Origin of the sequence: Pseudoprimorskyibacter insulae, from assembly GCF_900302505.1 — a bacterium.
GTDB lineage: Bacteria > Pseudomonadota > Alphaproteobacteria > Rhodobacterales > Rhodobacteraceae > Pseudoprimorskyibacter > Pseudoprimorskyibacter insulae.
In genome coordinates this window covers 13,076-24,510 of record NZ_OMOJ01000011.1, presented here as the reverse complement: position 1 = coordinate 24,510, position 11,435 = coordinate 13,076, and the positions used below count along the sequence as shown (strand labels likewise).

16 protein-coding genes are annotated in these 11,435 nt (G+C 61.9%); 2 read left to right on the top strand and 14 right to left on the bottom strand.

Going from position 1 to position 11,435, the window contains the following annotated elements:
- Positions 1-3: 3 nt before the first annotated feature.
- The 11 genes from PRI8871_RS16825 to PRI8871_RS16780 all read right to left on the bottom strand — a co-directional run bounded on the left by PRI8871_RS16825 (position 4) and on the right by PRI8871_RS16780 (position 7,430).
- Complete coding sequence (locus PRI8871_RS16825) at positions 4-711, bottom strand: hypothetical protein (protein ID WP_108887360.1); 708 nt, start codon at positions 709-711, stop codon at positions 4-6.
- A gap of 43 nt (positions 712-754) precedes the next feature.
- Positions 755-1,102 carry a lysozyme inhibitor LprI family protein gene (locus tag PRI8871_RS16820; protein ID WP_281258644.1) on the bottom strand — a complete coding sequence of 116 codons (348 nt, stop codon included), beginning with the start codon at positions 1,100-1,102 and terminating at the stop codon, positions 755-757.
- Positions 1,103-1,186: 84 nt separating this feature from the next.
- Positions 1,187-1,492 (bottom strand): urease subunit beta, encoded by a 306-nt coding sequence (locus tag PRI8871_RS16815; RefSeq protein WP_108887358.1) that lies wholly within the window; start codon positions 1,490-1,492, stop codon positions 1,187-1,189.
- A complete protein-coding gene (locus tag PRI8871_RS19700) occupies positions 1,489-1,659 on the bottom strand; it encodes a hypothetical protein (protein WP_181389504.1) in 171 nt (56 codons plus the stop codon). The genes PRI8871_RS16815 and PRI8871_RS19700 overlap by 4 nt, the downstream gene beginning before the upstream one ends.
- 17 nt (positions 1,660-1,676) lie before the next feature.
- Positions 1,677-1,979 carry an urease subunit gamma gene (locus tag PRI8871_RS16810; RefSeq protein WP_108887357.1) on the bottom strand — a complete coding sequence of 101 codons (303 nt, stop codon included), beginning with the start codon at positions 1,977-1,979 and terminating at the stop codon, positions 1,677-1,679.
- Position 1,980: 1 nt separating this feature from the next.
- Positions 1,981-2,802 carry an urease accessory protein UreD gene (locus PRI8871_RS16805; protein WP_245897924.1) on the bottom strand — a complete coding sequence of 274 codons (822 nt, stop codon included), beginning with the start codon at positions 2,800-2,802 and terminating at the stop codon, positions 1,981-1,983.
- 179 nt (positions 2,803-2,981) lie between these two features.
- A complete protein-coding gene (locus PRI8871_RS16800) occupies positions 2,982-3,593 on the bottom strand; it encodes a 2-dehydro-3-deoxy-6-phosphogalactonate aldolase (RefSeq protein ID WP_108887356.1) in 612 nt (203 codons plus the stop codon).
- Positions 3,590-4,489, bottom strand: coding sequence for a 2-dehydro-3-deoxygalactonokinase (locus PRI8871_RS16795; protein WP_108887355.1), 900 nt, complete (start codon positions 4,487-4,489; stop codon positions 3,590-3,592). Before PRI8871_RS16795 ends, PRI8871_RS16800 begins: the two co-directional genes overlap by 4 nt.
- Before the next feature lie 62 nt (positions 4,490-4,551).
- Complete coding sequence (locus PRI8871_RS16790) at positions 4,552-5,910, bottom strand: MATE family efflux transporter (protein WP_108887354.1); 1,359 nt, start codon at positions 5,908-5,910, stop codon at positions 4,552-4,554.
- Positions 5,911-6,117: 207 nt separating this feature from the next.
- Positions 6,118-7,056, bottom strand: a complete 939-nt coding sequence (gene ppk2 / locus PRI8871_RS16785; RefSeq protein ID WP_108887353.1) for a polyphosphate kinase 2 — start codon at positions 7,054-7,056, stop codon at positions 6,118-6,120.
- Positions 7,057-7,160: 104 nt separating this feature from the next.
- Complete coding sequence (locus PRI8871_RS16780) at positions 7,161-7,430, bottom strand: DUF2312 domain-containing protein (RefSeq protein ID WP_108887352.1); 270 nt, start codon at positions 7,428-7,430, stop codon at positions 7,161-7,163.
- A 119-nt stretch (positions 7,431-7,549) separates the two neighbouring features.
- Between PRI8871_RS16780 and PRI8871_RS16775 the strand changes: the two genes are divergently transcribed.
- A complete protein-coding gene (locus tag PRI8871_RS16775; RefSeq protein ID WP_108887351.1) occupies positions 7,550-7,765 on the top strand; it encodes a hypothetical protein in 216 nt (71 codons plus the stop codon).
- 5 nt (positions 7,766-7,770) lie between these two features.
- On the opposite strand, the gene PRI8871_RS16770 is transcribed toward PRI8871_RS16775, so the two are convergent.
- The 3 genes from PRI8871_RS16770 to PRI8871_RS16760 all read right to left on the bottom strand — a co-directional run bounded on the left by PRI8871_RS16770 (position 7,771) and on the right by PRI8871_RS16760 (position 10,410).
- A complete protein-coding gene (locus PRI8871_RS16770; RefSeq protein WP_108887350.1) occupies positions 7,771-9,723 on the bottom strand; it encodes an enoyl-CoA hydratase-related protein in 1,953 nt (650 codons plus the stop codon).
- A gap of 107 nt (positions 9,724-9,830) precedes the next feature.
- Positions 9,831-10,040, bottom strand: coding sequence for a hypothetical protein (locus tag PRI8871_RS16765; protein ID WP_108887349.1), 210 nt, complete (start codon positions 10,038-10,040; stop codon positions 9,831-9,833).
- Positions 10,041-10,089: 49 nt separating this feature from the next.
- Positions 10,090-10,410 (bottom strand): TraR/DksA family transcriptional regulator, encoded by a 321-nt coding sequence (locus tag PRI8871_RS16760; RefSeq protein ID WP_108887348.1) that lies wholly within the window; start codon positions 10,408-10,410, stop codon positions 10,090-10,092.
- Between the two features lie 137 nt (positions 10,411-10,547).
- Here PRI8871_RS16760 and PRI8871_RS16755 point away from each other — a divergent pair, with 137 nt between their 5' ends.
- On the top strand, positions 10,548-11,411 hold the full coding sequence (locus PRI8871_RS16755; protein WP_108887347.1) for an MBL fold metallo-hydrolase: 864 nt from the start codon (positions 10,548-10,550) through the stop codon (positions 11,409-11,411).
- Positions 11,412-11,435 lie beyond the last annotated feature (24 nt).

Below are 11,435 nucleotides of genomic sequence, written 5' to 3'. Positions count from 1 at the left end.
GTATCACTCCTTAAGGACGGGTTTGCTGGCAGGCATCGCAGGCGGCGCGGACGGTGCACGCGTCGCAGTTTGCGGTTTTGCCTCAGCGGGTTTCGGGGCTTCGGCTTTGACAGCCGGGGCGACAGGTTTCGGGGCCGGTGCAGGGGCTGCCGGTTTTTGCGCGGGCGCAACTTGTGCTGCCGGGGCCGGTGCGGGTTTGGTCGCTGGCGCAGGTGCGGGCTTCACCTCTGGTGCGGGCGCTGCTTTTGCCACGGCTGGCGCGGCTTGCGCGGCGGCGGGCTTGGCGGCAGGTGCTGGTGCCTCGGCTTTCGGGACGGCCTGCGGTGCAGGCTTGGCGGCGGGCGCAGCGGCCTCGACCTTGGCCGCCGGTTTCGGCGCGGGGGCCGGTTTGGCCGGTGCGGGTTTTGGGGCGGCTTTCGCGGCAGGCTTGGCCGCCGGTTTCGGCGCGGCTTTGCGGGCCGCCGGTTTGCGCGTCGCGGGCGGCTTTTTCGCGGCAGGCGCCGCCTTGGGCGCGGGCGCTGCAACAGGCTCTGCGGCCACCGGCGGCTCACCCAGATAGTGCAGCGGATGGGCCAGACCGAAGAACGCCAGTTGCGACTGAACCGCGGCATCGGTGAACACGCGCAGCGTGCGCATGTTTTCTACATAAAGCTCACCCGAGGCCTTGATACAGGCCGCTGTGAAATTGAGAGGGTTGGTCATAAGGCTCATTGGTCCGCTCCTTTGAAATTGCATGCGGTGCGCGCTCCACTCATTAATTCAAGCCGTCGGCGATGAGGCGAAGATCCTCCGCCCGCTGGCGACTCAGCCTTTCAAGGCAAACGTAGAATAGCTGGTTCTGCATCGTTCCGCCCCGCGCCAAATAGCTCTCGGCCTCGCAGGCGGGGTCGCGAAAAGCGATCCAAGCCCGCTGCGCTTGCCTCAGGACGTCTTCGCCCGAAGGTTGAGCATTTGGCGAATATCGGTCCATCTGCTTCATCGCGGCCATGGCCCGCTTCCACTGACGGTTCAGCTCGGCATCGGCTGCATCGTAAGCCATTGATGCACAACCAGTCATTTCGGCCTGACTTGTCGCATTATCGCAATCAAGGGTCTGCCCCATGGCGGCAGATGCCCCCAAACAGGCCCCAAAAATCGCAGCAATCAGCTTCATTCGACGATCCAAAACGCACACACATGCACAGCGCTACAACGCGCCCATGACCTTCTGATTAAACCCGTAGATCTTGCGCCCGCCCGCGATCGGGATAAGCGCGACATCGCGTCGCTGGCCCGGTTCAAACCGCACGGCTGTGCCTGCGGCGATGTCCAGACGCATGCCCCGTGCCGCATCGCGGTCAAAGTCCAATGCGGGGTTGGTTTCGGCAAAATGATAGTGACTGCCGACCTGCACAGGCCGGTCGCCCGTATTGGCAACGGTCAGCGTGATGGCCTCGCGATCCGCGTTCAGGATCAGATCGCCATCAGCTGGAAACAGCTCTCCGGGGATCATGCGCGGCTCCGGGTGCTGGCCAGTTTCAAGGCCCCTGCCCCAAGGATCACTGCCAGCGCCGCCGCAACGACCATCCAGCTTGCGCCGTCATGCGGGTGCAGATGCACGCCGTCATGGGCCATGGCCGGGGTCGCAAGGAGAGACGTGAAGAACACAGCTTTTTTCATCGGATCGGTCCCTGTTGTTATCGAATTGGGTTGTGAACGGTCACCAGTTTGGTGCCGTCGGGAAAGGTGGCCTCGACCTGCACTTCGTGGATCATCTCGGGGATGCCCTCCATGCATTGGTCGCGGCTGATGACCTGCGCCCCCGCCTGCATCAGATCGGCCACGCTGCGCCCGTCGCGCGCGCCTTCGACCACTGCATCCGTAATCAGGGCAATCGCTTCGGGGTGGTTCAGTTTCACGCCGCGCTCAAGCCGTTTGCGGGCCACGATTGCGGCCATGGCCACCAGAAGTTTGTCTTTTTCACGGGGGGTTAATTGCATGTCAGATCATCCAGGTCCGCGGCAAGGCCGCTTGGTTGAGGTGGGCCAGAACCGGCAAAACCGATTGGCGCAATGCGTAGGAATCGGCGCCCAGCACCCGCAGCACGATTAGATCGCCGCTTAGGGCGCTGACGCCGCCTGTGTTTGGCAGCATGTCGCGCAAGGCTGGCACATGGCCCGCCGCGCCCGATGCTGCGAAAAGGATCGTCGCCATGGCGACCGCGCCGCCTGCCACACCGATCCGGGCCAGTTGCGCCTCGGCATTGCTGGTCAGGCGCAGACGGTCGGCAAAGGCCAAGCGCCCATCGATCCGCAGGTCAATCCGGTCGGTCAGGTGCAATTGGTCCACCGTTTCGCCCATGGCGCGGCGGCCAAAGACCAACGCTTCGCAGGCTAGTAGACGGGATGAGGCGGTCATATCGATCTCAAGCCGCCGCGACAGCGACGCCTGATCGAACAGAATGGTTTCCTGCGGCAACCAATCCACGCGGGTATTGTCGCGCAAAACCAAACGGTTGGTGACTTGCCCCGACGGTCCGGGCTGTGCGCGATAGATCCGTTCGGCCGCTTGGGTCGAGATGGTCAGATGGCTGCCCGCCTCGGCCTCTAGGTCTAGGGCGAACTGATCGCCGCCCGTCACGCCGCCTGCGGTGTTCAACATTACCGCCGACAGGGCCGGGCCGCGCCGCTGCGGGAACAGCAGCCTCATAGAGCCCGCCTGATACAGCTCGCCAATCTCGGACAGCGGGCCGCGCCGACGCGCGGACAGGCGCAAAGCCCCCCGCGCCCGTTGGGCCTTGGCCGTGTCTGCGGCGGATATCACGCTTGCGTCCAGAATTTTGGCACCCCCTGCAACTTTGCCTCAAATTGCTGCGGAGCCATGGCGAGTCACAAGGCCGATGCCGGAGGAAAGGCAGGATTCACCTGGCAGAATGTCAAAAAACAGGGCAGCCCCGGCAGGACTGCCCAATAATTAATCAAAAATCCCGAAGGATTACCGGGTCAGGCCGGGAAAGCCGCGTCATAGGCGGCGACCACCTCACGAGCGTTGGCGGCGATGTCACCCGTTGCCATGCCCGGTTTGAACAGGTTCGACCCCATGCCAAAGCCGGTCACGCCCACCGCCTGCCAATCGGCAAACTGCGCCGGGCCAACACCGCCGACCGCATAGGTGGCCGTGTCCGGCGGCAGAACGGCCTTGATCGCCGCCAGCCCTTTGGTGCCGGTCAGGAAGGCGGGGAAGAATTTCAGCCCATCCGCCCCGGCCCGCAGCGCGGCAAAGCATTCGGTCGGCGTCATGACGCCGGGATAGGACAGCATGCCAGCGGCCTTGGTGGCGGCGATGACCTCAGGGTTGCAATCGGGCGAGACGACCAATGCCGCGCCGATGGCGGCCAGATCGGCCACCTGCTCAACCGTCAAGACCGTCCCGGCCCCGATCAGCGCGCGGTCGCCCACGGCCTCGATCATCCGGGCGATGCTGTTCAGCGGCTCGGGCGAATTGAGCGGAACCTCAATGATGGTGATCCCGGCCTCAACCAAGGCGATGGCGGCCTCGGCGGCTTGGTCCGGGGTGATGCCGCGCAGAATGGCGATAACGTTGCGATGGGTCATTGCGGATCCTTCAAGGTGGCGTGTGCAGCGATCAAGCCTGCGAGGGTCATTTCCGTGACATCGGCAATACGGGCGGGTGCGCCTTGCGCGGACAGGGCCGATTGATAAAGGCGGCATAGGGGGGCAGCCCCCACCAGCGCGATATCCTGCCCCAGCCAATAAGGCCGCGCCCCCGCCAGTTCGAGGCCGATCAACAGCCCTGACAAGCGCGCACGGGCCACATCGGCCCCGGTGCCATTCAGCAGCCCATCGGCGCGGATCGAAAACAGTTTTGCCGCCAGCGTGCCGGGGCGGGCCATGGCATCGGCGACGGCCTCGGCAAAAGCCTCATCCGACCAGCCATCGCCGGCCACGGAATGGCGCAGCACGGATTGGCCAGACAGCAGAGCGAAAATCTCGCCGCTCATGAAGGTCTGAAAGCTGACGATTTCGCCCGCGCTGACATGGACCCATTTCGTATGGGTGCCGGGCAGGCAAATCACCCCGTCGAACTTGGAATTGGCGGCCATGAAGCCCGCGATCTGCGTTTCCTCGCCGCGCATTACGTCAGGCGGGCTGGCTTGTGACACACCCGGCAGGATGAATGCGGCGATCTGGCCAGCCTGTACCTGAACGGCGGTCGCAGCGGACGGCGGGTTACAGGGAACGGCGGTATAGGGCGCCTCAACCCAGCCCTGACGGGCACCGGCCATGCCGCAGATGATCGCCTGAACCGGACCATCGGGCAGCAACTCGCCCATCAGATCCGCCAGAACACCGGGGTATTGATCAGGTGTGATCTGCCCCATGCCCCGGTCGCTATGACGTTCGGCGATCACCTTGTCCTGTGCGTCCATGGCCCAGGCGCGCATATGCGACGTGCCCCAGTCCACGGCGATCCAATCGGCTTTTTGCATGATCCTGCCCCGATGTTAGCGTTCGCGCCGTTTTGGCCCAGCCCCGGCCCGCGTGCAAGCGCCTAGCGCGGCAAAGCCGGGACCGAATGCCGCCAGAACCGCCACAGCAGCATGACCGCCGCCGCAGACAGGCCAAGCACCAAGCCAATCCAAATGCCCTTGGCCCCAAGGCCCGCGACGAAGGCCAGCACATAGCCCGCAGGCAGGCCGATCACCCAATAGGCCGTCGCCGCCATGATCATCGGCACGCGGGTGTCTTGCACGCCGCGCAACAGGCCAAGCGCGATGACCTGCGCACCGTCGAACATCTGGAACAGAGCAGCGAGCGCCAATAGCCCGGTGCCGATCAACATGATCTCATCCAGCTTTGGTTCCGCCGGATCAAGGAAGGGGCGGATCAGCACTTCGGGGATCGCAAAGAACGCGGTCGAGGCGACAACGGCAATCATCAGCGATGTCATGCTGGCCACCTTGGCCCCGCGAGTCAGCCCGGCCACGTCGCGCCGCCCAAGGGCCGCGCCCGCCCGCACGGTCGCCGCATTGCTAAGGCCCAGATGGATCATAAAGGTCGCCGTGGCCACCTGAAGCGCGATGCCATGCGCCGCAAGCGGCACCGTACCCAGCCAGCCGACCATAAAAGCACTGCTGGCGAACAGGCCGACCTCGGACAGGTTGGTCAGGCCGATGGGCCAGCCAAGCTGAAACACCCGGCGCAACATTTCGCCATCCGCCCGCCAGAAGCGTTGGAACAACGCGTGTTCCGGCAAGATGCGGACCGCATAGACAACAACCGCCGCGAACGACAGCAGGCTGGTCATCAGTGACGCCAGCGCACCGCCGCGAATGCCCAGTTCGGGCGCACCGAAATTGCCGAAGATCAGGATATAGTTGGCCACGCCGTTCAGCACCGCCGCCCCGACCGTGATCCAGAAAATCGTCTGTGTCCGCTCTAGCGCGGCGAGGTAGGATTTTAGCACCATCACGCCCAAGGCGGGCAACATGCCAAGCCCCGCAATCCGCAGGTAGGTCTGGGCCATCTCGGCCAGATCGGGCGCTTGCCCCAAGGCCAAGAAGATTGGCCGCGACCACAGCATCAGGGGCAAGGCAGCGCAAAAGAAGAACCCCGACAGCCAAAGCCCCATGCGCGTGGCCCGGCGCACGCTTTGCTGATCCTGTTCGGCGTGGAAGCTGGCGACCATCGGCATCACTGCCCAAGCAAAGCCGCTGCCCAGAAGGAACAGAACAAAGAACCAAGTCGTCGCCAATGTCAGCGCAGCCAGTTCGGCCACGCCGTACCAGCCCAGCATAATAGTATCGGTCAACCCGATGGCAAATTGGGCCAAATGCCCGCCAATCAGAGGCAGGCCAAGAACCAGCAAAGCCCGAAAATGGCCAAGCGGCGACAATGTCTGATCCGTCATGAAACGTCCTTTGAATACCGGGCGGACCCGCAAGGCTTAGCCTTGCACGGGTCAGGAAACCAGCGCGACTTCCTCAAATGCCTTGAGGTCAGCCGCCGAAGTGTGACGGAGCGATTTCATGAAGGCAAGCCCAGCCGGCAGACCGGCCGGGACGGTGCCATCAGCGCAACGCGTGCCTGCGCTGATGGGTGTATGACGGGGCGAGCCTTAGGCCTTGGCCGCCTTGCGCGTTTCGGGGTGCAGCGCCGTGCCCAGAATGTGGTCAGACCGGTGAATGACGTGATGCGCCCCGGCCACGATCAATGGATCGGGCGCGGTGGCGATCGAAGGATCTTTGCCCGGATAATCCAGCGTCGACAGGAAATGACGCATGCAGTTCAGGCGGGCGCGCTTCTTGTCGTTGGACTTGATCACCGTCCAAGGCGCGTCGGCGGTGTCGGTGTAGAAGAACATCGCCTCTTTGGCTTCGGTGTAATCGTCCCACTTATCAAGGCTGGCCTTGTCGATCGGGCTAAGCTTCCACTGCTTAAGCGGATCGGTTTCACGCGATTTGAACCGGTTGCGCTGTTCGGTCTGCGTGACCGAGAACCAATATTTGTAAAGGCGAATGCCAGAGCGGACCAGCATCCGTTCCAGATCTGGCGTCTGGCGCATGAATTCGAGGTATTCATTCGGTTCACAAAAGCCCATGACCCGTTCCACGCCCGCGCGATTGTACCAAGACCGATCATAGAACACCATTTCGCCGACGGTGGGCAGTTCCTTGATGTAACGTTGGAAATACCACTGCCCCTTTTCTTCCCACGTCGGTTTATTGAGCGCGACCACACGCGCCGACCGCGGGTTCAGATGCTCCATGAACCGTTTGATCGTGCCGCCTTTGCCCGCCGCATCACGGCCTTCGAACAGCAAAACAAATTTCTGTCCGGTTTCTTGCGCCCACAGCTGAACCTTCAGCAATTCAGACTGAAGCGCGGCCTTCTGCAATTCGTATTCGCGGCGCGCCATTTTGCGGCGATAGGGGTATTTGCCGGATTCAAACGCCATGCGGATCTGATCGGGCGTTGGCTGGGGAACAGACGGTTTCTGAACAGGCGTAACTACTTCGGCGGCTTCGGTGCTGGGCGCGGGATCGGGCATGTTCATACGGCGTCTCCTGATTAGAAATGGGATGCCGCAATCATAAAGGGCGGCCCCAAAGGCCGCCCTGATCGAAGTCAAAAAACTGTTACATTTGCCGATGTCGGCGCTTAGCTCATGCCCAGCGCTTCTTTGTACATTTCAAGCACTGCTTCTTCTTCTGCGATGTCATCGGGTTCACGCTTGCGCAGGGCGATGACCTTGCGGATCACCTTGGTGTCATAGCCGCGCCCTTTGGCTTCGGCCATCACTTCCTTCATCTGCTCGGCGATCACTTTTTTCTCTTCGTCCAGCCGCTCCAACCGTTCGATGAACTGGCGCAGCTCTCCTGCGGTCACCCGGTAGTTGGCCTCGGCGGCATTGTCTTCGATCGGGTCCATGTTGCTCTCCTGCCAATGAGGCCCCTTCGATACCGCCCCCTGCGCTTCCCATCAAGGGTTGAACACACGGCGGCATTCGATTACCGCCCGCACGAGCATAGCCACGAAGGGGAACAACCATGGACGCCGTGATCTGGACAGGGGCCGCAATTTCACTGTTGGGGCTGATCGGACTGGTTCTGAGCATCGTCAAAGTCGCCCGCGCCCGCAAAGCCGGGCTGAGCGATGACGAATTGCGCGTGGTGGTTCAGAAGGCCATGCCGCTGAACATAGGGTCGCTGTTCGTATCGGTGATTGGCCTGATGACCGTCATCATCGGCATCTTCCTAGGCTAACCCCCTCAGGCCGGATTGCGCGAGGCAAAGTTTTGCCCGTTGCGGATCATGTCTGCCAAAACAGTGTGAGGCGTCCAGAAGGGCGTATCGGGGTGGTCGAACGCCTTCATCGCCTTGGACAGCTTCAGCAGCCCGACCTGATCGGCGGCATGCATTGGACCGCCCAGACTGCGCGGGAATTCCAGCCCCAACATCGCGGCCACGTCGATATCGCCGGGGCAAGCGGCCCATTGATCGGCCAGCATGCGCATCCCTTCATTGGCCAACGCCCCTAGAACAAGTTCGATGATCTGTCGGTCGGTCATGGTTTTGCGCTGGCCCACCTTGTCGTCGATGGCCTGCAGCACCTCGGGCGATGGGACGGGCATCTTGCCCTTTTCGTAGTCGTAAAACCCTTTGCCCGCCGACAGGCCCGTCCGGCCCAGCGCCACCGGCACCTGCGCCCAATTCGCGCCGCCCTTGGCGCGGGGCATCCGGGCCGCTGTTTCCAGCCCCTTGCGATCACGCATCATGAAGGGCGGCAAAGGCCAGCCCCATGCAATCATCGCCTTGTCGATATCGACAAAGGACACCCCTTGATCGACCAGCGCGTCGGTGCCCCGGAAGATGGCCGCCGCCAACCGGTCGCAGATGGAAAACCCCGAAGAGGCAACAACCACCGGCACCTGCGCCATGCGCCGCGACAGGGTGATCGCGGCGGCAATTTGCGCCTGCGTGGCATCAGGCCCGGCGATTATCTCGGCCAGGCGGCCCCGCTCCATATTGCCGGAAAACCGCAGACCCACATGATCGACCCGGTCGGGGTAAAGCTTGAATACGGCCAGCCCTTCAGGTGTATCAAGCCCGCCGTCAACCGGCGCCGCCAGAAGCACGATATCAACGTCGTCCAGCATGTCCTGAACGGGGCCGGTGCGCAGAAGTTCAAACCGGGAATCTTCGGGGTTGCCCCCCATCAAGCGAACCAGCGCGGCAATCGCCTCTTTGCGCTGCTCTGGCACGTCGCCGCCCCAATGCACGGCACAGCCCGCCGACAAGGCCGCCATGACCAGCCGAACCGCAAAGGCCGTGTGGCCCAAAATGGCCAATGTGTCGACCGTTGGCCGCGCACCACCCGGCACGGGCGCAGTGGCCGCCCGGAATTCAGACGTATAGGCATGGCGCAAGGCCGCGCTTTCGGACGTTGCAATCACGGTTTGGAAAGCCTCAGCCTCAAACACCAAACCTGCCGAATAGGGCAATAGCAACGAAGCCTCGACGCAAGACACCGCTTCGATTGCCGCCGCACTTTCAGCGGCATCGCGCGCCGCTTTGATGCTGGCATTCGCAGAGGCGAAATCGGCAACACCCTCCGCGCGATCCTCTGTCGGGCGCGGCCCCTGCCCGCTTCCCCGCAACGTCTGGCAAAAGCTCAGCGCCGCCTGCGCCAAGGGCAATTCGGTGATCGTGTCGAAGAGGTTGGCGAGGCGTGCATCGGTCACCGGGATCAGCGCGCCGGTCAGCAACAGGTCGAGCGTGGCAGACACCCCTATCAGACGCGGCGCACGCTGTGTGCCGCCCGCGCAAGGGATCACCCCCTGCCGCACGGATGGGAACCCAACACGTGCGCGTTTGTCCGCGATCCGGTAATGGGCGGCCAGCAAAAGCTCCATCCCGCCGGATTGCGCCGCCCCCATGACACCCGCGACAACGGGCTTGGAACACCCCTCGATCGCGAGGCACAGATCGGCCAAAGTCGGGCTGGCTTCGCCCTTGCCCAGCTCAACTAAAGAAGGGCCCGACGGAAACCGGGCCCCATGTCCAAGCAGGACAATCTCAGAAACGTCTGAATTGGCTTCGGCGGCTTTGATCGCGTCCAGACATGCAGACCGGATGTCGACGGTCATCGCATTACCAGCGCCCCCCTCGATCACAAGGAAGGCCACGCCGTCCGCTACGGACATTTTCACCGATTCGACCATTCACTGCTCCTGTCCCGGTCGGACAATCCCTGTTCTCAGGAAGGCGCTTTTCGCGCTTTCGGGCAGTAGAATCGAATCAGCCCGCTATGGCAAGCCGCAGAGCCTTTTTAGACTGGCATATTATCGAAAAGGTCGTCCTGAGCCTCATCGGACCAAGCTTTCAGGCGTTCCTGGGCCTGGCATTCGCTCAGCACATCCATATCGACCAAGCGCGTTACCTCGGCGCTTAATTCCTTCAGATGCCGCTGCCGCGCAGTCCCAAGGGACGTGGCGATGTTCTGTTCAATGGCGACAAGTTTTTCAAGTTTGCTTTTCATGGTTCAATCCTCCCAAACTTGCGGACTCCCCTCCGCATCGTTCAGTTTGTTAGTGTTTTGCTGCACAGTCACGACAAAGCGGGGTCTCGGGCAGAATTTCCAACCGAGCCTGAGAGATATCGCCGCCGCATTGAACGCAAATGCCAAATTCTCCGGCAGAGATGCGCGATAAAGCGGCTTTGATCCGCTCAATTTCGTCTAGGCCCGACTGGCCCAGCCCTTCGAGAACTTCATCGCCTTCGCGTTCGGTGGCCATTTCTTCCCAATCTTTCGAATGGGGGGCGTCCAATTCGGCCTCGACGTGAATCAGTCGAACGCCCAATTCTTTCAGCCGCTCCCGAAGCTTGCGTTCGTATTGTTCTTGTTGCATCCGCTCCTCCTGACTTGATTTCAGAGGAATCTTGCCATTTTCACGGATACTTTACCTTGAGGCAGGTCAACAAAAATCACCCCTTGAAACATATTCAGAAAGACGTATATGATGTTCCGAAACCAGAGGGATACATCATGTCACCTGAAGTCACCGCATTCTTTGACGAAGCCACCAACACCATTTCGTATGTCGTTCGCGACCCGCAAGGCAGCGCCTGCGCTATCGTCGACAGCGTTCTGGACTTCGACTACAGCTCGGGCCGCACCGATACGCGTTCGGCCGATGCCATCATCAAATACGTTCAGGAAAACAACCTGAATGTTGAATGGCTTCTGGAAAGCCACGTCCATGCTGACCACCTGTCGGCCGCGCCTTATATCCAAGAAAAGGTCGGCGGCAAGATCGGGATCGGCGACCGGATCACGATCGTGCAGGACACTTTCGGTAAGGTCTTCAACGAAGGCACCGAATTCCAACGCGACGGGTCGCAATTCGACAAGCTGTTCAAGGAAGGCGACAGCGTCATGATCGGCCAGATGCGCGGCGACGTTCTGCACACGCCGGGCCACACGCCCGCCTGTCTGACCTATGTCATCGGCGACGCGGCCTTTGTTGGCGACACGCTGTTCATGCCGGACTTTGGCACCGCACGCTGCGACTTCCCGGGCGGATCGTCCGAGACGCTGTTCGCGTCGATCCAGAAGATCCTCAGCCTGCCCGAAGAGACCCGCATTTTCGTAGGCCACGACTACAAAGCACCGGGCCGCGACGAATACGCGTGGGAAACCACCGTGGGCGAACAGAAAGCGCTGAACATCCACGTGGGCGAAGGCAAATCGGCCGAAGCCTTCATCAAAATGCGCGATGAGCGTGACGCGACCTTGGCAATGCCCAAGCTGATCATCCCGTCGCTGCAAGTGAACATGCGTGCCGGGCACATGCCGGAACCTGACGAAAAAGGCGACGTGTTCCTGAAGGTGCCCGTCAACAAAATCTAAACATATAGCCCTGCCGCCGCGAAC

Bases quoted from the DNA above. Each gene is read 5' to 3' on its own strand.
- ppk2 (WP_108887353.1), bottom strand. From the start codon at position 7,056: ATGAACATGCCCGATCCCGCGCCCAGCACCGAAGCCGCCGAAGTAGTT.
- PRI8871_RS16790 (WP_108887354.1), bottom strand. From the start codon at position 5,910: ATGACGGATCAGACATTGTCGCCGCTTGGCCATTTTCGGGCTTTGCTG.
- PRI8871_RS16815 (WP_108887358.1), bottom strand. From the start codon at position 1,492: ATGATCCCCGGAGAGCTGTTTCCAGCTGATGGCGATCTGATCCTGAAC.
- PRI8871_RS16795 (WP_108887355.1), bottom strand. From the start codon at position 4,489: ATGCAAAAAGCCGATTGGATCGCCGTGGACTGGGGCACGTCGCATATG.
- PRI8871_RS19700 (WP_181389504.1), bottom strand. From the start codon at position 1,659: ATGAAAAAAGCTGTGTTCTTCACGTCTCTCCTTGCGACCCCGGCCATG.
- PRI8871_RS16820 (WP_281258644.1), bottom strand. From the start codon at position 1,102: ATGGGGCAGACCCTTGATTGCGATAATGCGACAAGTCAGGCCGAAATG.
- PRI8871_RS16825 (WP_108887360.1), bottom strand. From the start codon at position 711: ATGAGCCTTATGACCAACCCTCTCAATTTCACAGCGGCCTGTATCAAG.
- PRI8871_RS16800 (WP_108887356.1), bottom strand. From the start codon at position 3,593: ATGACCCATCGCAACGTTATCGCCATTCTGCGCGGCATCACCCCGGAC.
- PRI8871_RS16810 (WP_108887357.1), bottom strand. From the start codon at position 1,979: ATGCAATTAACCCCCCGTGAAAAAGACAAACTTCTGGTGGCCATGGCC.
- PRI8871_RS16780 (WP_108887352.1), bottom strand. From the start codon at position 7,430: ATGGACCCGATCGAAGACAATGCCGCCGAGGCCAACTACCGGGTGACC.
- PRI8871_RS16765 (WP_108887349.1), bottom strand. From the start codon at position 10,040: ATGAAAAGCAAACTTGAAAAACTTGTCGCCATTGAACAGAACATCGCC.
- PRI8871_RS16760 (WP_108887348.1), bottom strand. From the start codon at position 10,410: ATGCAACAAGAACAATACGAACGCAAGCTTCGGGAGCGGCTGAAAGAA.
- PRI8871_RS16775 (WP_108887351.1), top strand. From the start codon at position 7,550: ATGGACGCCGTGATCTGGACAGGGGCCGCAATTTCACTGTTGGGGCTG.
- PRI8871_RS16770 (WP_108887350.1), bottom strand. From the start codon at position 9,723: ATGGTCGAATCGGTGAAAATGTCCGTAGCGGACGGCGTGGCCTTCCTT.
- PRI8871_RS16755 (WP_108887347.1), top strand. From the start codon at position 10,548: ATGTCACCTGAAGTCACCGCATTCTTTGACGAAGCCACCAACACCATT.